Origin of the sequence: Brevibacterium marinum (assembly GCF_011927955.1) — a bacterium.
Taxonomy (GTDB): Bacteria; Actinomycetota; Actinomycetes; order Actinomycetales; family Brevibacteriaceae; genus Brevibacterium; species Brevibacterium marinum.
The window spans coordinates 3,194,467-3,214,999 of the sequence record NZ_JAATJN010000001.1 but is presented as its reverse complement, the minus strand read 5'-3'; the positions used below and the strand labels follow the sequence as shown (position 1 = coordinate 3,214,999).

Below are 20,533 nucleotides of genomic sequence, written 5' to 3'. Positions count from 1 at the left end.
CCGTACGACACGCAAGGAACACGATGGACGCAGCAGCCACCTCGGCGGGCCGGAGAGAACTCACACGAGGGCTGAAGTCACGGCACTTGCAGATGATCGCCATCGGCGGTGCCATCGGCACCGGACTCTTCCTCGGTTCCGGCGGAACGATCTCCCAGGCAGGGCCCGGCGGCGCCTTGCTGGCTTATGCCGCGATCGGGATCATGGTCCTCTTCGTCATGCAGTCCTTGGGCGAGATGTCGACCCACCTGCCCGTGGCCGGGTCCTTCCACACCTACGGCACGAAATACGTCAGCCCCTCCTTCGGCTTCGCCATGGGCTGGAACTACTGGTTCAACTGGGCCATCACCCTCGCGGCCGAACTCGTCGCGGCCGGGGTCATCATGTCCTTCTGGCTGCCCGATGTCCCGGCCTGGGTGTGGGCCGCAATCTTCCTCGCCCTGCTCACCGGGCTGAACTTCCTGTCGGCAAGGGCCTTCGGCGAGGGCGAATTCTGGTTCGCCGCCATCAAGGTCACTGCGGTCCTGGCGTTCCTCGTCCTCGGCGTGCTCATGATCGCAGGCATCATCGGCGGCGACTCACCCGGCATGAGCAACTGGACGAACGGTCAGGCGCCCTTCGTCGGCGGCTGGGTCTCGATCGTCAGCGTGTTCATGATCGCCGGGTTCTCCTTCCAGGGCACCGAACTCGTCGGAGTCACCGCAGGGGAGTCCGCCGACCCACGCCGAGACATGCCGCGGGCCATCCGCACCGTGTTCTGGCGCATCATGCTCTTCTACATCGGCGCGATCGTCATCATCGGCTTCCTCCTGCCCTATACCGATCCCTCGCTGCTGGCCTCGGCGAACGACGAGGACGTCACCGCCTCGCCCTTCACCCTCGTCTTCGAACGCGCCGGAATCGCCGTGGCGGCGTCGGTGATGAATGCCGTCATCCTCACCGCGATCCTCTCGGCCGGCAACTCCGGTCTCTACGCCTCGACCCGCATGCTCTACGCGATGGCCAAGGAGGGAACCGCGCCGAGGCTGTTCGCCCGACTCAACGACCGCGGAGTCCCGGTCATGGCACTGCTGGCCACCGCGGTCATCGGGCTCTTCGGCTTCCTCTCCGAGGTGATGGGCGACGGCGGTGCCTACACCTGGCTGATCAATGTCTCCGGCCTGTCGGGATTCATCGTCTGGGTCGGCATCTCATGGTGCCACTTCCGGTTCCGGCGCGCCTACATCAGACAGGGCGGCAAGGTCGCTGACCTGCCGTACCGGGCACCGCTGTTTCCCATCGGGCCGATCATTGCGCTCATCATGCTCGTCATCGTCATCATCGGCCAGAACGTCCAAGCCATCGCCAATGGCCATGTCCTCGAGGTGGCTTCTGCCTACATCGGACTGCCCGCCTTCCTGCTGCTGTGGCTCGGCCACCGAGCAGCCACCGGGCGTCGCTCACGCACTGTGGGTCTGGACGAGATGGATGTCGAAGGACTGACGATCACACCGCAAACTGGGCCAGCATGACCCTGTGCGGATCGAAATGATCCCGCAGGGAACGCAACCGTGTCAGATCATCGGGCTCGAACGCTGAGGCGATCTCTTTGGCGTCCAAAGACCGGAAGGTGAAATTGAGTGAGCGCCCCAGGAGCACGTCTCCGATCTCGGATGCTCCCAGCTCGCCGGCAATGGTGAGGTGGTGGGGCAGCGGAGTCTCCTCGCTCTCGTTCAAAGGCGACAATACAGAAAACAGCCATGTGGCCTCGCGATGTCCGAGTGCGTTCGCGGTCTCGGGCGCTTTGGCCATGGCGCCACCGAGCAGGCGCAGACCGATGACGGTGAAGGTTGGCACCCTGTCCGGGGTACTCGCTTCAATGAGGTCCACCATAGTCTGCTCGCCGAGCTCGGGAAGGAAGAACGCTTCACTGCCATATGAGTGGGGCTCGTCCGGTTCGGCAAAGATCTCGCCGGTCCTCGCAAAAGGCACGACATCGATGCTCGAGGCGAATTCCGCCCCGGCAGCCACCAGGGCATGCTCCAGGCGTGCGACTTCGGCCCGACCGAGTTCAGTCCCACCCGACCATGCGACCTGTATCCGCAACTGATGGATTCCGCGCAGGAAGGCAGGCAGGTCTTCGGCACTGGTCGGCGCCGAGCAGATGGCAGCGGCAGTCATCATGTCCCGGCCCTGCTGCATCGCCCACTCCCGCCAAACCTGGCCGGCTTGGGGAGAGACTCGCAGATCGATCTCGATAGAGCCACCGAGCACTTCCACAATGGGGAATACTCGCATCGTCAACGAAGTCACGACGCCGAAATTCGAACCAGCCCCGCGCAGGGCCCAGAACAGCTCCGGGTTCTCCTGTGCGGATGCCATCCTGATTTCGCCATCCGGGGTGACGATTTCTGCGCTGAGGACATTGTCGGCAGCAAATCCGTATTTTCGTGACAGAAGGCCAACGCCGCCGCTCAAGCTGTATCCGGCAATGCCGACTCCGGGAAAACTTCCCGACAACGGGGCTAGCCCATGGGGTGCGGTGGCTGCCATCACCTCTGCGAAACGGGCACCGGCTCCGGCGGTCACCGTGCAAGTGGAGGGGTCGACGGCGACATCATTCATTCTCGAGGTGTCGATGAGTGTTCCCGAACGCATCCCCGCAGTCCGGCCGTGGCCGGTCGATTGCACGGCGATCAGGGGTGAACGGGAGCTCAGCTCGGAGCGTACAGCGGCGGCCACCTCGGTGGCGGTCAGGGGGCTGGCGATGCGGTCGGGCGAGTGCGGATGGTCAATTTGGAATCCTGTGATCGAGTTCATGCCCTCACAGTAGAATTTATTGTGGACCGAACCTGACCACAATAGAATTGACTTGTGTCCAGTCGAACTCCGAGCGGCGATATGCCCGGCAGGCTGCTGCGTCTACTCTCGCTCCTCCAATCGCGAGGGTGGTGGCGGGCCGGGGAACTGAGCGAACACCTGGGTGTGGAGTCTCGTACTCTGCGCAGAGACATCGAGAGATTGAAGTCACTCGACTATCCGGTTCGCAGTCGGACCGGCCGTGATGGGGGATACAGCCTGGGGGAGTCGTCGAATCTGCCGCCCCTGCAATTCGATGACGAGGAAGCCGTGGCGATTGCAGTGAGTCTGTCGACCGCCAGTCGCCAGGGGCGCGGCCAATCCGTTTCGGGTGGTGTGCAGGTCGCAACCGACAGCGCGAGGATCAAGCTCGAACGAATGCTGCCTACGCGCCTCCGCCGTCGCTATCACCGACTGGTCCAATCGATTGAGGCCGGGCCTGATCCCGATCCCGGTGGTGAAGCCGGGCTGCCGGATACCGAGGTGTTGCTCGAACTCTCCGATGCGTGTGCTGATCATCAAGCGTTGTCATTCATACACGTCAAGCGCGATGGCTCCCGTACGCTCCGGCGTGTGCAACCGCATAAACTCGTCACGATGTCAGGGTATTGGTATCTGGTCGCTTTCGACTCCGATCGCGACGATTGGCGTTCCTTCAAGGTCGAACGCATCAGCTCGGTCAAGCACCGTCATGAACGGTTCGAGCCCCAAGCGCTCGACGCCTGGTCCTTTGTGACCCAGTCTTTCGCCGAGGCACGCTATCGGTTCAGCGCCACCGTGACTTTTGAGATCTCGGCCCAACAGCTGAGGTCGAAGCACCATGGCACGATCTTCGGTGTCGTAACGGAGCTGACGCACCAACGTTGCGAGGTGAGGCTGAGCGCTGATGCGCTCGATCTTGTCGTCGAGTACCTGTGTGCCTTGCTCAGCGTCGATGCCGACTTCCAAATTGCCGCCGATCGCGAAGTGCTCAATCGGCTCGAGGCTATTCGTGCGCGACTGGGAACTGTGGGTTAAGCTAGGCTCGCCTAATTACTTAAGAAGGAACCCATGCACCGTATTCTCGCCCCACTGCTCGCCTCCGTACTCGTTCTCTCCGCCTGCGGCGGCGGAGGAGGGACGGAGGAGTCTGCATCCGGGCCGAGCGTCGATACGAAGTTCGGCTCCGTCGAGGTCCCGCAGGATCCGCAGACGGTCGTGGCCCTGGGCTGGGGCGACGCGGAGACCGCACTGGCCCTCGGGGTGCAGCCGGTCGGAGCCTCCGACTGGGTGGAGTTCGGCGGCAAGGGCGTCGGCCCGTGGGCCGAGGACCTCTACGACCAGGCTCCGGAGATCATCTCGACGATGGAACCCGACTTCGAGAAGATCGCTGCCCTCGAACCCGACCTCATCCTCGACACGAAGAGCTCCGGAGAGCAGGAGCGCTATGACCGGCTGTCGGAGATCGCTCCGACCGTGGGTGCGCCCGAGGGCGGCGACAATTACCTGACCACGATGGACCAGCAGGTCGATCTCGTCTCCCAGGCCCTGGGCAAGGAGGACGAAGGAGAGAAGCTGCTCGAGGATCTCGATGCGAAGTACGAGGCCGCACGTGAGGCACATCCGGAGTTCGACGGAAAATCCGTGAGCGTGGCTGCCAAGACCTCCGAAGGCTGGGGCGCCTACGTCGAGGGATCCGAACGCGTCCAGTTCATGGAACAGCTCGGGTTCGAACAGTCGGAGAAGGTTGCAGCACTCGAACCTTCGGGCTTCACCGCCACCGTGTCGGAGGAGAAGCTCGACGAGCTCGACGCGGATCTGCTCGTCGCCTTCCCGATCTACATCCCCGATGCGGAGATCACCGAGAACGCCGCCTTCAAACGGATTCCGGCAGTCGAGGACGGTCACAGCCTGGTGCTGACGAAGGACCTCAACGACGTCCGACAGGCATTCTCCCTCAACTCGGTTCTCTCGGCTTCCTTCGCAGCGGAGAAGATGCCAGACCTCCTCGCCGACACTCTCAAGTAGCCGATCGGCCGCTCACGCCACCGTTCGCCACGCCTCCAGGCCGATGTCGATGATGCGCGCATGCCGGATGCCTGTCAGCGAGTCGATGGCCAGCCACTCGGCCCGATCGGTGGTGCCGTCGACTTCGAGGGTTCCGAGAATGCCCCCGGTGATGCGGGCCTGATAGACGACGCGCACGCCCTTGAACGGACGCGGTGCCGACCTGCGCCGAGAAGCATTGCTGCGGTTCTCCGTGAACGTGTGCGTCGTCAGCGGCCGCACCAGTTCTGCGTCGAAGCCCGTCTCCTCCTTGATCTCGCGGATCGTGCCGACCTCGATGCTCTCGTGGAACTCGATCCCACCACCGGGCAGAGTCCACAGCGCATGCGCCGGTTCCTTCCCGCCGTTGAACCAGCTGAGCAGGATTTCCCTGTCCTCATTGACGATCACCGCATACCCGGCGAGTCGTGTGTCGTAATCGGAGAAGTGCATGGACTCACCCTACCCGGGAGCACCTTCTGCCAGACCCTTCCCAAGCCGGACCGGTGTCAATAGGCTGATGGCATGGCTGAAGCAGCGAAGTACCCGAACGAACACATCATCCGCACACGCACGATCGATGCCCCCGCCTCGGCGATCTTCGCCGTGCTCAGCGATCCCACCCGACATCGGGACACCGAACCCACCGACTGGGTGCGAGACGCAATCGATCCCGACCCGATCACCCGCACCGGGCAGATATTCTCCATGAACATGCACGTCGACGCCGAAAACGGCGACTACCGGATCGACAACACCGTGACCACGTTCGACCCCGACCGTGCCATCGCCTGGGATCCCGGCCAAGCCGATGAGGACGGACACGTCGACCCGGGCGGCTGGCGGTGGCGCTATGACCTCGAGGAGACGACGAGCGGGACGACGGTGACGCTGACCTACGACTGGTCCCGAACGACCCAGGAGGTCCGCGAGCTCTTCGGCGGCTTCCCGGTCGTCAGCCCCGAATTCATCGATCAGTCGCTGCAGGCTCTGGAGCAGGCGGTCACCGGCGCCCGGTGAGCCGGTCATGCGTCCCGGGTAGGCTGGGAGCGTGACTGACATCGCCACCAGACTCATCGGCAGCTCCGGTGAACGCATCGTGTTCCTCCACGGCCTCTTCGGCCGCGGCAAGAACTTCACTTCGATCGCCAAGGCCCTCGAACCCGAGTTCTCGAGCCTGCTCGTCGACCTGCCCAACCACGGAGACTCCGAGTGGACCGAGGACTTCAGCTACGTGGACATGGCCGATTCCGTAGCCTCGACGATCGCCGAGGTGACCGATCCCGATGACCTGCCCGTCCACCTGGTGGGCCATTCCCTGGGCGGCAAGGTCGCCATGGTCCTGGCCCTGCGCCACCCCGAGCTCATCGACCGACTCGCCGTCGTCGACATCGCACCGACCGCGGGCGGTTCGCTCGGTGTGTTCGAACACCTGCTCTCCAGCCTCGCCGAACTCGACCTCGAGCAGATCGAATCCCGCAGCGCAGCCGACGAAGCCCTGCAGGAGAAGATCCCCGAGGACGCGATCAGAGGATTCCTGCTGCAGAATCTGCGCACCACCTCTGCGGGATACGCCTGGCAGCCGAACCTGACGCTGCTGCATGCGAGTCTGCCGACGATCGGGGACTTCCCCGCGACGGGGGAGGCGACCTTCGACGGACCCGTGCTGTGGATCGCCGGTGAGAAATCGGACTACGTCTCGCGCGAAGACCTTCCGCTCATGCGTTCTCTCTTCCCGCGCGCAACGCTGCTCACGGTCAAGGGGTCCGGCCACTGGGTGCACTCCGAGAAGCCGCAGATCTTCGTCTCCGCTCTGCAGACGTTCCTCACCCGCCGATGACGCCCCGGCTCACGTGTGATGCGCCGGGTCCCACGTGTGACGCCCCGTCGACAGTCCACCCGGTGAGAGGAATATGCTGGTGGGCAGTGTCGTTGAACCGCAACGAGGCACAATTCCACCAACCTTTGAGGAGGAGCGAGTGAGCACAGCGATCCCGGCCGATTCCACGGCCAAATTCGCCGAATACGCAGACGGATCACGACTGGTCAGCACCGAATGGGTGGCCGAGCACGCGGGTGAGCCCGGTCTGGTCATCGTCGAAAGCGATGAGGACGTCCTCCTCTACGAGACCGGGCACATCCCCGGCGCGGTGAAGGTCGACTGGCACACCGAACTCAATGACTCCGTGACCCGCGACTACGTCGACGGCGAAGGATTCGCCGCCCTCATGTCCGCCAAGGGAATCGCGCGCAATGACACGATCGTCTTCTACGGCGACAAATCCAATTGGTGGGCCGCCTACGCGCTTTGGGTCTTCTCCCTCTTCGGGCACGAGGACGTGCGCCTCATGGACGGCGGACGCGCCAAATGGCAGGCCGAAGACCGTGAGCTGAGCACCGAGAAGCCGCGCCCCGAACCGAGCGAATACCCCATCGTCGACCGCGACGACTCCACCCTGCGGGCGTTCCTGCCCGAGGTCAGGGACAGCCTCGGCAAGCGCCCGCTCATCGATGTGCGCAGCCCCGAGGAGTACACCGGAGAGCGCACCCACATGCCGGCATACCCCGAAGAGGGCGCACTGCGCGGTGGACACATCCCCAGCGCAGCATCGGTGCCGTGGGCCAAGGCCGCGAACGAGGACGGCACGTTCAAATCAGCCGATGAGCTCAAGGCCATCTACACCGACGAGGCCGGGCTCGGCCGCTCCGACGAGGTCATCGCCTACTGCCGCATCGGTGAACGCTCCAGCCACACCTGGTTCGTCCTCCAACACCTGCTCGGCTACGACAACGTCCGCAACTACGACGGTTCCTGGACCGAATGGGGCAACGTCGTCGGCGTTCCCATCACCACCGGACCCGAAGCGGGCGAGGCGCCCAAGCGCTGATGAGTGCCGACACGGACGCAGTCAGGGCCGACAACTCGGACCTGCCGCAGAGCCTGACCGAGATCATCGCCGACTTCGCGGAGACGGAACCCGGGGAACGATTGCAGGTGCTGCTCGAATTCGCCTCGGACCTGCCGGATCTGCCGGCGCGCTACAGTGACCATCCCGAGCTGCTCGAGCAGGTGCCCGAATGCCAGTCGCCGATCTTCCTCGTCACCGAGGTCGAGAACCCCGAGAAGGGCGGCGAGTCGATCGTGAAATTGCATTTCTCGGCACCGCCGGAGGCACCGACGACGCGGGGCTTCGCGGGCATCCTCCACGAGGGGCTCGATGGCCAGAGCGCCGAGGTGGTGCTCTCCATCCCGGCCGACCTGCCCCTGAGGCTGTCGATGACGGACATCGTCAGCCCGCTGCGGTTGCGCGGAATGAGTGGGATGCTGTCCCGGATTCAGCGTCAGACCTCGGAGAGGATCGGCAAGATCACAGGGAACTGACCGAAGAATCGTTTGGATGCTCGGACGATATCGACTAGATTGTGGTTAGCCTGCCCTTAATTAGCCGATACTAAGGAACCCTCCGATGACCGGTCTCGCCACCACCACCTCGGCGACTCCATCTCAGAGGAACGGACAGCAGACGACACGGGCGCTGATGATCAAGCGCGTCGTCGGACTCGTCGTCGCGATCATCGCATTGCTCGCCGTGGTGCTGGCCTCATTGGCCATCGGCGCCCGTGACATGGCGATCTCGGAGGTCCTCGGAGCCTTCTTCGCACCCAGCGGCAGCGACGACCAACTGGTCGTGTTGGACCTGCGGCTGCCCCGGACCGTGCTCGGCATCCTCGTCGGCATGGGCCTGGGGCTGGCCGGCGGGCTGATCCAAGCGCTGACCCGCAACCCCCTGGCCGACCCGGGCATCCTCGGCGTCAACGCCGGGGCCTCACTGGCCGTGGCCATCGGTGTCGGATTCTTCGGAATCACGTCGATCAACGGCTACATCTGGTTCGCCTTCCTCGGTGCCCTCGTGGCGACGACAGGCGTGTACATCATCGGTTCCTCCGGCCGGAACCACAGCGTCGACCCGATCCGACTCACCCTCGCCGGCGTCGCCGTGGCCGCAGTGCTGACGGGGCTGACGAAGGGGATCCTGCTCACGAACGAGAGGGCCTTCGACGCCTTCCGCTCCTGGGACGTCGGCGCCATCGCCGGCCGCGGCTTCGACACGATCACTGCAGTCGCACCATTCATCATCGGCGGCATCGTCCTCGCGCTGATCCTGGCTCACTCGCTCAATGCCGTCGCACTCGGCGACGATCTGGCCGCCAGTCTGGGCACCTCGGTCAACCGCACACGCATCCTCACCATCCTCACGGTCACGCTTCTGGCCGGCGGAGCCACGGCCGCGGCCGGACCGATCGGCTTCATCGGACTGATGATTCCGCATATCGCCCGCTGGATCGTCGGCCCGGACCAGAGATGGATTCTCAGCTACTCGGTCATCCTCTCGCCCATTCTGCTCCTCGTCTCCGACGTGCTCGGGCGGGTGGTGATGAAGCCCGGCGAACTGCAGGTCGGGGTCGTCACCGCCTTCGTCGGCGCACCGGTGCTCATCGCGCTCGTGCGCAGGAAGAAGGCGAGCGGACTGTGAGATCGTCGCACTCACCGATCGACGGCCCGGCCGAAACGGCGTCGGGGCACCGGGCGCTGCCGGGACGACGGGCACTGCCGGGGGAGCGGATCAACTTCGGCCGGCCCATGCTGCGCGTCTTCGGCTTCCGTATCGACCTGCGGGTGGTCATCACTTCGGGCCTCGTCGCCCTCGCGGCCCTGGGCTGCGGATTCACGGCCCTGCTGCTCGGAGAGTTCTCCCTGACACCCGGCGAGGTCTTCCAGGGGCTGTTCGGTCAGGCCGACAGGCGGATCGTCAACACCGTCGTGGCGGAGTGGCGCGCGCCGCGCGTCATCGCCGGTATCGTCCTCGGCGCGGGGCTGGGAGTCTCGGGTGCAGTGTTCCAATCGCTGACGCGCAACCCCCTGGGCAGCCCGGACATCATCGGCTTCTCCACCGGTGCCTACACCGGCGGGATCGTGACCATCATCGTCTTCGGCACGAGCTTCGTCTCCACCGCCTTCGGGGCGATCGTCGGCGGCATCCTCACCGCCCTCATCGTCTATCTCCTCACGTGGAAAGGAGGGGTCCAGGGCTTCCGTCTGATCATCGTCGGCATCGCCCTGACCGCAATGCTCAACGCCTTCAACACCTGGCTGATCATGCGCGCCGACCTCGACCTCGCCATGGCCGCAGCCACCTGGGGCGCCGGCTCGCTCAACGGAATGGGGTGGTCGACCCTGCTTCCTGCGGCCATCGGCACAGTGATCCTGGGCCTGGGCTGCGGACTCTTCTCCCGTGACCTGGGCACTCTCGAACTCGGCGACGACACGTCCAAGGCCCTCGGCGTCCGCAACGAACCCGTCCGTGCCGCACTCATCCTCGTGGCGGTGGCGCTCGTCGCCGTCGTCACCGCCGCGGCCGGGCCCATCGCCTTCGTCGCACTGGCCGCACCGCAGATCGGTCGCCGGATCGCCAAGGCTCAGGGCACCAGCCTGCTCTCGGCCGCCGCGGTCGGTGCTCTTCTGCTGGTCGCCGCCGACCTCATCGCTCAGCACGGCCTGGGCGAGACCCAACTTCCCGTCGGAGTAGTCACCGTGTGCATCGGCGGCATCTACCTGATCTGGCTCCTCATCCAAGAAGCTCGGAAGGCACAATGAGCATCTCAGCCGAAACGACCACGAACGCGACGTCGACAGCGGCTCCGCTGGCGGCCCACGATCTCGACCTCGCCTATGACCACCGGCAGGTCATCAGCGACCTCGACGTCGAGATCGCTCCGGGCAGATTCACTGTCATCGTCGGGCCCAACGCCTGCGGCAAGTCGACCCTGCTGCGCTCACTGGCGCGCCTGATGACCCCGGTCAAAGGCAGCGTGCTCCTCGACGGCGGCAACATCGCAAAGATGAAGACGAAGCACATCGCCAAGCGCTTGGGCCTGCTTCCGCAGACCTCGATCGCCCCCGACGGCATCACGGTAGGTGAGCTCGTAGCGCGGGGGCGCCACCCGCACCAGTCTTTTCTCAAGCAGTGGACGGACCAGGACGAAACCGCCGTGCTCTCGGCCCTGCGAGCCACGAACACCGAGGAGCTCTCCGCACGCCAGGTCGACGAACTCTCCGGCGGTCAGCGCCAGAGAGTCTGGGTGGCCATGGTCCTGGCGCAGGAGACGCCGCTGATGCTGCTCGACGAGCCCACAACATTCCTCGATCTGGCCTTCCAGATCGAACTGCTCGACTTGTTCTCCCAGCTCAACAGCGAACACGGACACACACTTGTCGCCGTGCTCCACGACCTCAACCAGGCATGCCGCTACGCCGATGAGATCATCGCGATGAAAGACGGCGGCATCGTGGCTCAGGGCGCGCCGGCCGAGATCGTCACCACAGAACTGGTCCATCAGGTCTTCGGCATCGACTGCACCGTCATCGACGACCCGGTCACAGGAGCACCCATGATCGTTCCCGGCAAACCGAAGAAGACCGTCGCGGATCGCTGACAGGTCAACCGACTGCACGCCTAACTGCGGTCTCCGGGACACGCGTATCCGGGGTGTGCTGCACCGATCGGGCTCAGGTCGCTGAGGAGCCTCTGCCTTCATCGGGGTCTTCTGCTGTGGCGTCGTCCTTGTGCCCGGAATTCATCAGCGCGGTGATGCCGATGGCGATTCCTGCCACGATGCTTCCCCAGATGGCACCGAGGATGAGCGAGAAGAACGTGTTGACCAGCCAGCCGAGGAAACCACCGACGGCCGGGACCGCGGCCACGGGCTGTTCCAGATGGTGGACGAAGTCGTAGAGGACGTGGAGACCGAGTTCGTCTGTGCCGACGAGGACGATGTGTCCGCCGACCCACAGCATGGCGAAAGTGCCGACGACTGCCAGCCCGCCGAGCAGCTTGGGCATCGCCTTGACGAGGAACCGGCCGAATTTCTGCGTGCCCGGCTTCTCCTTCTTCGCCATGTGCAGGCCGATGTCGTCCATCTTGACGATGAGGGCGACGGTTCCGTAGACACCGATTGTGATCGCCAGGGCGATGATGACGAGGATGATGGCGCGGGGGAGCAGAGCCTCGTTGGCCACTTCATTGAGTGAGATCACCATGATTTCGCAGCTGAGCACGAAGTCGGTGGTGATGGCGGAGCGGACGATCTTCTTCTCGTCCTTGCCGTCGTCCTTCCTGCCGTGCTTGGATTCCTTCTTCGGCTCTTCGTGGTGTTCGATCCACCCGAACTTCTCGAAGATCTTCTCCGCGCCCTCGAAGCACAGATAGGTCCCGCCGACCATGAGCAGGGGCGTCAGCAGCCACGGAAGGAATTCGCTGAGCAGCAGAATGATCGGCAGAATGATGACGATCTTGTTGAACAACGACCCGAAGGCGATGCGTTTGATGATCGGCAGTTCCCGCTTGGGGTTGACGCCTTCGACGAACTTGGGAGTGACCGCGGCATCGTCGACGACGACGCCCGCAGCCTTGACTCCTGCCCGTGATGCGCCCGCGGCGACATCATCGAGGCTGGCCGCTGAGAGCCTGACGAGAGCTGCCACATCGTCGAGGAGTGCGAAAAGACCGCCGGCCATCTATCGTCCTTCGTCGGGTTCGTCAGCATCGGCGTCCCGCATCAGGACGCCGAGGTGGTTGCCGGCTTGGTCGAAGGCCTTGAGTTCCTCGCCGTCGGCTTCGACCCGGTGTGTCCGGCCCACCCATCTCTCCATTCCCTGTACCGCGCGTTGAGTGGTGAGGAACGAATCGATGACTGCGCCTGAATCATCGGCCATCCACGTGGTGGATATGCGGTTGGCTCCATCGCTGCCCGAAACTGATCCGTCGTCCGTGAACTTGAGAAATGCGGTGGATCCGGGCTTGGAGCTGACCCAGCTGCCGTTGACTGAATTGGTCATTGGTCTTCCTTCTCCAATCCTCCGACGACGTCCCCGCCGGAGTCGGCGATCTTCATGACGTCGCCTTCGATGGTCGCCGACGACGCCTCGGACAGCCACATGTCCACTCCCGCGCAGGCCTTTTGGGTCGTGGTGAAGGGGGTGATGAGGATCTTGTCTCCGTCGACCTCCCATGTCGTCTCGATGCGGTTGCATCCGTCGGAGCCCTTGACCTGTCCGTCTTCGGAGAACTCGAGGAACGGGTCCCCGGCCTCCGGTGAGGACCAGCGGCCGGTGGGATCGGGTGCCGCAGAGTCCGCCGAATCCGAGGGAGTGCTGGGCTCCGCTGCTGTGGAGCTGGTGGGCTCGCTCGGTTCGGAACCCGTTCCACAGGCAGCGAGGGGCAGGGCAAGGCCGAGGACAGCGACTCCGAGCACACGTCTGAGCGCATTCGAAGGCCTTTTGTCAGTGTCGATAGGCATGCACCGATCATAACGGTCAGGCGTGGCAGCTTCCTGGAGAAGACAGCGTATTGCAGGCCAATTCAGGTTTTGTAAATTGTGTTCACCGGCAAGACCCATTGTGGTTGCTTCCGATCGTTGCCAAACCGTAACCTTTCACGTGGCTGAAAGACTGTTCTCAGAAACGTCCGCACAAGAGTTGCACCGCGGGTCGAAGAGAGCACAGGCAGACGCAACAGTGAATCCGATCAAGGGAACCAAAGAGTATGCAGAAGAAACTCGTTCAGAGTTCGCTGGCACTGACCGCCGCCACGGCGCTCGGTCTGGGCAGCGCGTTCGTCGCATCCCCTGCAATGGCCGACAGCGGCCCGCAGAAGCTGGATGTGCAGAACGACGCACATGTGCAGAAGGCGCTCTCCGGCCTCGAAGGCGTCAATGCCTACGGCGAGTCCGACGGAAAGCTCAACCTCGGTGTTGAGAAGAAGACCGATGAGATCAAGGACCTTGCGGAGAAGTACGACAACATCAACGTTGTCGACGGCATCAAGGAACTCAAGCCTTATGCAAAGAAGGACCTCGTCGGCGGTGCCGGCTACCTGGCTGAGGAGCCTGCGGGCAAAAGCGTTTGCTCCACCGGATTCTCCGGGTGGGACGGCGACGGCAATCCGATTGTCCTGACCGCAGGACACTGCTCGAAGGTCATCGATGACGCCTCGGGCGAGATCGACGGTGACACCAAGATCGCTGACACCGAGCAGCCGTCCACCGCAGAAGCCAATGGCGGCGAAGGATTCCAGCCCAACAACGTCGGTGCCATCGGCGAGTGGGGATACCACAGCTACGGCAGCGGCGACCTGCTTGAAGGGCCCGAAGACGACTGGACGGATCCGAAGCCCTCCGACATCGACTTCGCAGTGATCAACGTCGACAAGGACAAGTACAACGTCAAGAACGGTGTCACCGACTGGTCGAGCGCAGACTCCGACGACCTGTCGACGAGCCTCGCCACCGACATCACCGAGGTCGGCGAGCACAAAGACGGCACCGTTGAGAAGTCCGGTCGTACGACCGGACACACCGAGGGTGAAGTCATTCCCTTCGAAGAGTACCCATTCGAGTACTCGAACGTCGGCGGACGCTGGGTCCACGGCTTCGGCGTGTCCTCACCTTCGTCTGATCCGTTCTCGCAGCCGGGTGACTCGGGCGGCGCCGTCTTCCAGGGCGACACCGCAGTCGGCGTCATCTCCGGCGGTGGACCTGATTCTGACGGCGGCGAGTTCGGCTGGGTTGCCGACCTGGACTACTCCCTTGAGCAGTCCGGTGTCGACTTCAACCTCGAGAAGCCGGGCGAAGAGACTCCCGAGGCTCCGGCCGCACCGAAGGCCGAGGACCAGACCATCGAGCCCAAGGGCGACGTCACCGGCAAGGCCGAGGCCGGCGCCGAGGTCGAGGTCAAATGGGAGCCTGCCAAGGGCACCCAAGCCAAACCACAAGACGGATCCGAGACGGTCAAGGCCGACGAGGACGGCAACTTCACGGTCGAGGGCCCCGAGGCCGCAGGTGAATACGACTTCACCGCTACCGCAGCGGTTGATGGTGAAGACTCCAAGCCCGTCGAGTTCCAGGTCACGGTTGAGGAAGAAGAGACCGAGGCTCCTGCTCCCGACGAGCGCGAGATCAACGTCGACCCCAAGGAAATCGTTGCTTCCGAGTTCGTGAAGGAAGATGAGGGCGTCACGGTCTCGGTCAACGGCTTCGAAGAGGGAGAGAAGGTGACCCTCGAGGTTGCTTCCGGTCCCGAGAACGTCGAAGGCATCACCCTCGACGAGACCGCCAATGAGAACGGCGCAGCGGCCTTCTCGATCTACGGCACGAGCGAGACCGATCCCTCGGTCTACCTCGGCAAGTACGACGTGAAGGTCACCGGAGCCAACGACACCGATGAAGAGAAGGCTCTCAACGGGTCCTTCAACGTTGTCGAGGACGAAGACGGCAACGGCGGCGGCGGAAACGACGACGGCGGTAATGGCGACGACGGTAACGATGACGGAGACAACGGCAACAAGGACGATGACGGCAATGGTGCCGGTGGAGATGGCGGATCTGACCTGCCTCGCACCGGTGCTGAGCTGACCGGCCTGGCTGCCGGTGCCGGACTCCTCGTTGTCGGTGGAGCCGCAGTTGTCCTGACCATGCGTCGGAACAAGAAGAACTGAATATGACTCACACGGTCATCGAATGACTGTCTGAGAGTCCACAGAGCGCCCCTGGTCTTCGGACCAGGGGCGCTCTGCTTATCTGTGTGCAGGAACCGAGCGAATGGGCTGGCCTCCATTCCCGGTTCGTTTTAGCAACGTTTGTTGTTTCGGTCATTTAGTTCACGGTTTCATGCGCACTTTCTTGGTAGTTCCTGTATCAGCCCGTAACCTGTTCGTGACCAAGGTCATTAACTCGTTATCGACTCCTGTCCTCGGAACTCGAAGTGCCAGAGCTGTGGCGAGTGTTGTGAATCCTCCCGAATGAGAGAACAGGAAGTATGCAGAAGAAACTCGCGCAGAGTTCGCTGGCGCTTACAGCGGCAGCGGCGCTGGGATTGGGCAGCGCGTTCGTCGCCGGTCCCGCTGCCGCAGCAGATAAGCCAGACCTGAACGTACAAACCGATGCTGCTCTGCAGACCGCGGTGCACAAGAACCTCGCGGACGACAACGGCGACCTGGCTTCTGAAGTCGGCCGCTTCGGAGTCAAGGGCGACACTCTTGTGCTGGGAGTGTCGGCAAAGACAGACAAGGTCGCGGAGCTGGCCTCGAAGTATGACAACGTCGAGGTCATCGTAGACTCGAAATACAAAGAGGCTCAGCCACAGGGCGCCAAAGACCTCGTCGGAGGCGCCGGGTATCTGATGAGCGTCCCGTCGAACGCAGACTCGATCGGTGCGTGCTCGACCGGATTCGCTGGTTGGGATTCCAGCGGCAACCAGGTTGTTCTGACCGCTGGTCACTGCGCGGTCGATGCGACGACCGGTGCCGAAGACAGGATCATCGATCTTGAGAAGCCGTCCACGGCTGAAGCAGCCGGCGGCGACGGCTTCCAGCCGGCCGGCACTGGAGCTCCGGGCACCTGGGGATTCCACCAGTACGGCTCCGAGATCACCGATGACGATCAGGTTGCCGATGAGGACAAAGCCATTGACTTCGCAGTCATCGATGTGGCGGACGGCTTCACCAGCAAGGCGGAAGTGACCGACTGGACCACAGCCGAAGACGACGACCTGTCCAAGAGCACGACGAAGATCTCGCAGATCGGCACCGAAACGCCCGGAGCTTCGATCAATAAGTCCGGTCGTACGACTGGTGTCACCGAAGGCACAGTGCTGGACGACCCTGAAGCGTTCGAATACCAGAACATCGGTGGCCGTGCAGTCCACGGCTTCGAAGTGACATCGGACGCGGGTCCATTCTCCGACCATGGTGACTCGGGCGGCGCCGTCTACCAGGGAGACACCGCGGTTGGTGTCATCTCGGGTGGCCCCGAAGACCTCGCTTGGACCTGGGTCGCCGATCTGGACAATTCACTCGAAAAGTCGGGCGAGACCTTCACCTTTGAAGATCCGAATGAGGCCCCCGAGGCACCGGCTGCTCCCACAGTCGAGGACCAGGTCATCGAGCCCGAGGGTGCGATCAGCGGTAAGGCTGCGGCAAACGCCGAGGTGAAAGTTACGTGGACGGGGACGGCTGACGGTGAAGCAACCGCCACGGCCGATAACGACGGCAACTTCACAGTTGCCGGGCCTTCCGCAGAAGGCACATACGACGCAACGGCAGTTGCGACCGTCGACGGCCAGACCTCCGAAGCCGCTGCCTTCAAGTTGACCGTCGAGGCTGCTGAAGCACCAGACGCACCTGAAGAACCCACGGCTGAGGACCAGACTGTCGACGAAGGTGGACAGATCACCGGGCAGGCTGTGCCCAATGCTGACGTGAAGCTGTCGTGGGCACCTGCGGAGGACGCAGGCGCTCAGTCAGGAAACGAGGCTCAGGCCGCTACTGATGACTCGACCACCGTCACCGCCGATGACAGTGGTAAATTCACTGCCAAGGCTCCTGCTGAAACCGGCGAATACGCATACACCGCGACCACTGTCGTGGACGGTGTGGAGTCGGACGCAACCGAATTCATCGTCACCGTGCAAGAAGCCGACGACGCTGCTGAAGCCGCCGACGGCACTGATGCTGACGCCGACGGCAGCGACTCCGATGCCGCTGCAGACGCCAAGAATGCAGAGTCCAATGCTGACTCCGACGGCTCGAAGGACGGCGAGGCTCCGGACGAGCGCACGATCTCCATTGAGCCCAAGGAAGTTGCCGCATCTGACTTCGTGAAGGAGGACAAGGGCGTGCAGATCACGGTCGAGGGCTTCGATGAGGGCGAAAACGTCTCCCTGGAAGTTGTCGCCGGTCCGGAGAACGTTGAGGGCATCACCCTCGATGAGACCGCGAATGAGGACGGCGTTGCCGCCTTCTCGATCTACGGAACCAACGCATCCGACCCTTCGGCCTACCTGGGCAAGTACGACGTGCAGGTGACCGGAGCCAACGATACGGACGATGAGAAGGCGCTGACCGGGTCGTTCAGCGTTGTTGCCGATGAGGATGGCAACGGCGGCGGCGACAATGGTGACGGTGGAGACGGCGGGTCCGATCTGCCTCGCACCGGTGCTGAGTTGACCGGCCTGGCTGCCGGTGCCGGACTCCTCGTTGTCGGTGGAGCCGCAGTTGTCCTGACCATGCGTCGGAACAAGAAGAACTGAGCATAGCTCACCCGATCAGCCACTGATCTTCTGAGAGTTCACGAGAGCACCCCTGGTTTTTGGACCAGGGGTGCTCTCGTCGTCATCGGAACTTCACAAAGGCCCGAACTTCCGAGCCGTCGGACTCGGATACTTCGCTGAACCCCAACGATTGGTAGAACCGTTTCTGGCCGGGACCGGTATCCGTGAGCAGAACCTTCTGCCGGACTCCCACGAACGACTTGAGGACGCTGGTGACGAGTTCCCGACCGATACCTCGGGTCTGGTGATCGGGCCGGACGAGCACGTCCTGCAGGTACACGATCGAACCGAAGTCGCTGACAGCTCGTGCCAAGCCGATCAGCTCGCCGTCACGGCGAGCGGACACAACATGTGTCGATGACATCACGCTGGAGTGCAGTGAGGCCGGGTCCCGGGTATACGCCGTCCAACCCACTGCCCGATAGAGTTCGAGGAGCTCACCGGCCTCGGGAACAGAATTCGACGTGTATTCCACGTCTTCTTCGATCTGGGGAGGGAACATCGGGAGATCGTGCCAGTGGACATCGACGGACGCCCCGAACTTCCATTCCTCGCGCAGAATGGCATAGGCGACTGAGTCTTTGGGCGTCTGCCCCGGTACGGGCCAGGCTCGTCGATAGTGAGCTTCCTTCGACCAGCCTGCGCGGAGGAAGGTGGACCGCATAGCGATGTTGTCATCGCGGGTATGACCTTCGAAGCGGTCGACGTTCATGGTCGCGAAAACATGATCGGTGACAGCCCGCAAACATGAGGCGCCGAGTCCTCGTCCGCGATACTCCGTGGCCAAACGCAGGTCGAAGACGGGGGTGTCATCAGCGAGGTCCTCGAGTCGCACGCACCCGAGGGTGCCCAGATTGTCATCGTGGAGCCAGAAGGTGTCGTTGTCGTCACTGCGAAAGGCACCCGAGTCGATCATCTCCTCAACCTGGCTGACGGGCCATTGCTCCGAGCGCACGTGGAAAGGGAAGTCGTTGTTGGTGAAGAAACCGATGAGACTCTGACGATCGGCACCATCGGGATCGAGGCGTGACAGGGATATGCTCATGAGCACCAGGCTAATCGGAAGCAACGGGAGAGGGGAGTGGCGACGTCGAGCGTTGAATGCGAACGGCACTGACCGGACGATTGTTCAGCACTTGGTAATGTGAACCACATGAGTCAAACGAATGTGAGCGAATCACACCTGAGCGAATTTGCCTCCGCCACCGCAGTCGAACGTCAATCGGAGACCTCATTCACCGCCGAACTTCGCGAGGACTGGTCCGTCGCCGGAGCAGTGAACGGCGGATACCTCCTCAGCGTAGCGGCACAGGCTCTGCGCGCGAACAGCCCGAACGCGATCGACCCGCTGGTCCTGTCCACCCACTATCTGGGCCCCAGCCAGGGAGGCCGAGCCGACATCACCACCCGCTTGATCCGCGAAGGCCGGTCCAGCGCCACACTCGCCGTCGACCTGGCCCAGAACGGCGCACCGAAGATCACTGCATTGGCCACGATGGGCAACCTTGCAGACCTGCCGGACGATGTGGCGACGACGGCGGCTCCGCCCGATGTCCCGGATCCGGACCAGTGCATCACCATCGCCGAGGCGCCCATCGACTTCGTCGAATCCGCCCCTATCGTCCATCGCTACGACATGAGGCTCGATCCTGGCACGGCGGGTTTCGCCTCCGGTCAGCCCAGCGGTCGAGGATTGCTGCAGGGGTGGATTCGACTCGCCGACGACGCCGAACCCGACCCCCTGTCCCTGCTCGCCTTCCTCGACGCCTTCCCACCGGTGATGTTCGATCTGGGACGCTTCAACTGGGCACCGACGATGGAGCTCACAGCGCATGTGCGAGCCATCCCGGCCCCGGGCTGGATCAAGGTCAGACTCCAGACGCGCAACATCGCCGGTGGCATGTTCGAGGAGGACTGCGATCTCTGGGACTCGGAGGGCCGACTCGTCGCCCAGTCCCGACAGTTGGCGCGCCAGCCACGGGACTGACCGTCATGGTTTCAGGTGAAGACACCTGCGCGTCAGGGTGTGCGTCTAGAGTGTGAGATCAAGAAGAGACCATTACGAAAGGACCACCAGCCATGGCGTCCCTGTCATCACTGAGCATCACCTTCGACTGCAAAGACGTCGAAACCCAATCGATCTTCTGGTCCGAACTCCTCAAGGTCGACCTCGATGACGGTGCGAACGAATTCGTCGCCAGCATCGGAGGTGTCCACAACGCCGAGTCGACGACTCCTGGCATGCTCTTCCTCCAAGTCGATGAGCGCGGCGAGGGCAAGAACCCGCTGCACATCGATCTCGATGACCCGAACTATCCTGCCGATGTCGAACGTGCTGTGGCATTGGGCGCGGAAAAGGTGGCGTCCTTCGAAGAGTTCGGCATCGAATGGACCACTCTGAAAGACCCTGAGGGCAATGTCTTCGACATCGGCCGGAAGACACCGCCACCGCAGGAGTCGATCCAGTGACTTCGACCCCATTCTTGGGACATGGGAGTGTCAATC

At 63.2% G+C, this 20,533-nt stretch carries 20 protein-coding genes; 14 read left to right on the top strand and 6 right to left on the bottom strand.

All coding sequences use genetic code 11. The annotated features are described in order from the left end of the window. The first annotated feature begins 23 nt into the window (after positions 1–23). Complete coding sequence (locus tag BKA07_RS14325) at positions 24–1,511, top strand: amino acid permease (RefSeq protein WP_167951481.1); 1,488 nt, start codon at positions 24–26, stop codon at positions 1,509–1,511. Here the strand turns inward: BKA07_RS14325 and BKA07_RS14320 are convergent. Then, positions 1,486–2,799: an FAD-binding oxidoreductase gene (locus BKA07_RS14320; protein ID WP_167951480.1), complete on the bottom strand. Its 1,314-nt coding sequence runs from the start codon at positions 2,797–2,799 to the stop codon at positions 1,486–1,488. The genes BKA07_RS14325 and BKA07_RS14320 overlap by 26 nt on opposite strands. Before the next feature lie 81 nt (positions 2,800–2,880). Between BKA07_RS14320 and BKA07_RS14315 the strand changes: the two genes are divergently transcribed. Beyond that, positions 2,881–3,855 (top strand): helix-turn-helix transcriptional regulator, encoded by a 975-nt coding sequence (locus tag BKA07_RS14315; RefSeq protein ID WP_167951479.1) that lies wholly within the window; start codon positions 2,881–2,883, stop codon positions 3,853–3,855. A gap of 33 nt (positions 3,856–3,888) precedes the next feature. Then, positions 3,889–4,845, top strand: coding sequence for an iron-siderophore ABC transporter substrate-binding protein (locus BKA07_RS14310; RefSeq protein ID WP_167951478.1), 957 nt, complete (start codon positions 3,889–3,891; stop codon positions 4,843–4,845). A 12-nt stretch (positions 4,846–4,857) separates the two neighbouring features. Here BKA07_RS14310 and BKA07_RS14305 read toward each other — a convergent pair whose 3' ends face one another. Beyond that, positions 4,858–5,316: an NUDIX hydrolase gene (locus BKA07_RS14305; RefSeq protein ID WP_167951477.1), complete on the bottom strand. Its 459-nt coding sequence runs from the start codon at positions 5,314–5,316 to the stop codon at positions 4,858–4,860. A gap of 72 nt (positions 5,317–5,388) precedes the next feature. On the opposite strand from BKA07_RS14305, the gene BKA07_RS14300 reads away from it, so the two are divergent. From BKA07_RS14300 to BKA07_RS14270, 7 genes are all read left to right on the top strand, one after another. Next, positions 5,389–5,883, top strand: a complete 495-nt coding sequence (locus BKA07_RS14300; RefSeq protein WP_167951476.1) for an SRPBCC domain-containing protein — start codon at positions 5,389–5,391, stop codon at positions 5,881–5,883. A 31-nt stretch (positions 5,884–5,914) separates the two neighbouring features. Further along, positions 5,915–6,703 carry an alpha/beta fold hydrolase gene (locus BKA07_RS14295; RefSeq protein WP_167951475.1) on the top strand — a complete coding sequence of 263 codons (789 nt, stop codon included), beginning with the start codon at positions 5,915–5,917 and terminating at the stop codon, positions 6,701–6,703. Positions 6,704–6,842: 139 nt separating this feature from the next. Continuing rightward, a complete protein-coding gene (locus BKA07_RS14290; protein ID WP_342449081.1) occupies positions 6,843–7,751 on the top strand; it encodes a sulfurtransferase in 909 nt (302 codons plus the stop codon). Continuing rightward, the gene (locus BKA07_RS14285; RefSeq protein ID WP_167951474.1) at positions 7,751–8,245 is read left to right on the top strand and encodes a SufE family protein; all 495 of its coding nucleotides are present in this window, start codon (positions 7,751–7,753) and stop codon (positions 8,243–8,245) included. The genes BKA07_RS14290 and BKA07_RS14285 overlap by 1 nt, the downstream gene beginning before the upstream one ends. A gap of 85 nt (positions 8,246–8,330) precedes the next feature. After that, positions 8,331–9,398 carry an iron chelate uptake ABC transporter family permease subunit gene (locus BKA07_RS14280; protein ID WP_209043982.1) on the top strand — a complete coding sequence of 356 codons (1,068 nt, stop codon included), beginning with the start codon at positions 8,331–8,333 and terminating at the stop codon, positions 9,396–9,398. Further along, a complete protein-coding gene (locus BKA07_RS14275; protein WP_342449080.1) occupies positions 9,395–10,519 on the top strand; it encodes a FecCD family ABC transporter permease in 1,125 nt (374 codons plus the stop codon). Before BKA07_RS14280 ends, BKA07_RS14275 begins: the two co-directional genes overlap by 4 nt. Then, entirely contained in the window at positions 10,516–11,358 is an 843-nt protein-coding gene (locus BKA07_RS14270) for an ABC transporter ATP-binding protein (protein ID WP_167951473.1), read from the top strand. The genes BKA07_RS14275 and BKA07_RS14270 overlap by 4 nt, the downstream gene beginning before the upstream one ends. A 73-nt stretch (positions 11,359–11,431) precedes the next feature. Here BKA07_RS14270 and BKA07_RS14265 read toward each other — a convergent pair whose 3' ends face one another. From BKA07_RS14265 to BKA07_RS14255, 3 genes are read right to left on the bottom strand one after another with little or no spacing between them, the layout of a single operon-like run. Beyond that, positions 11,432–12,439, bottom strand: coding sequence for a DUF808 domain-containing protein (locus BKA07_RS14265; protein WP_167951472.1), 1,008 nt, complete (start codon positions 12,437–12,439; stop codon positions 11,432–11,434). Next, positions 12,440–12,760 (bottom strand): META domain-containing protein, encoded by a 321-nt coding sequence (locus BKA07_RS14260; RefSeq protein ID WP_167951471.1) that lies wholly within the window; start codon positions 12,758–12,760, stop codon positions 12,440–12,442. Further along, the gene (locus tag BKA07_RS14255) at positions 12,757–13,221 is read right to left on the bottom strand and encodes an META domain-containing protein (RefSeq protein ID WP_167951470.1); all 465 of its coding nucleotides are present in this window, start codon (positions 13,219–13,221) and stop codon (positions 12,757–12,759) included. Before BKA07_RS14255 ends, BKA07_RS14260 begins: the two co-directional genes overlap by 4 nt. Before the next feature lie 245 nt (positions 13,222–13,466). Between BKA07_RS14255 and BKA07_RS14250 the strand changes: the two genes are divergently transcribed. Both BKA07_RS14250 and BKA07_RS14245 read left to right on the top strand, forming a co-directional pair. Next, the gene (locus tag BKA07_RS14250) at positions 13,467–15,416 is read left to right on the top strand and encodes an LPXTG cell wall anchor domain-containing protein (RefSeq protein ID WP_167951469.1); all 1,950 of its coding nucleotides are present in this window, start codon (positions 13,467–13,469) and stop codon (positions 15,414–15,416) included. A 320-nt stretch (positions 15,417–15,736) separates the two neighbouring features. Then, complete coding sequence (locus BKA07_RS14245; protein WP_167951468.1) at positions 15,737–18,007, top strand: LPXTG cell wall anchor domain-containing protein; 2,271 nt, start codon at positions 15,737–15,739, stop codon at positions 18,005–18,007. 82 nt (positions 18,008–18,089) lie between these two features. Here BKA07_RS14245 and BKA07_RS19830 read toward each other — a convergent pair whose 3' ends face one another. Beyond that, a complete protein-coding gene (locus BKA07_RS19830; RefSeq protein WP_342449079.1) occupies positions 18,090–19,073 on the bottom strand; it encodes a GNAT family N-acetyltransferase in 984 nt (327 codons plus the stop codon). Positions 19,074–19,181: 108 nt separating this feature from the next. On the opposite strand from BKA07_RS19830, the gene BKA07_RS14230 reads away from it, so the two are divergent. Both BKA07_RS14230 and BKA07_RS14225 read left to right on the top strand, forming a co-directional pair. Then, positions 19,182–20,015 carry a thioesterase family protein gene (locus BKA07_RS14230; protein WP_167951467.1) on the top strand — a complete coding sequence of 278 codons (834 nt, stop codon included), beginning with the start codon at positions 19,182–19,184 and terminating at the stop codon, positions 20,013–20,015. A 92-nt stretch (positions 20,016–20,107) separates the two neighbouring features. Then, complete coding sequence (locus BKA07_RS14225; protein ID WP_167951466.1) at positions 20,108–20,497, top strand: VOC family protein; 390 nt, start codon at positions 20,108–20,110, stop codon at positions 20,495–20,497. The last annotated feature ends 36 nt before the right edge of the window (positions 20,498–20,533 follow it).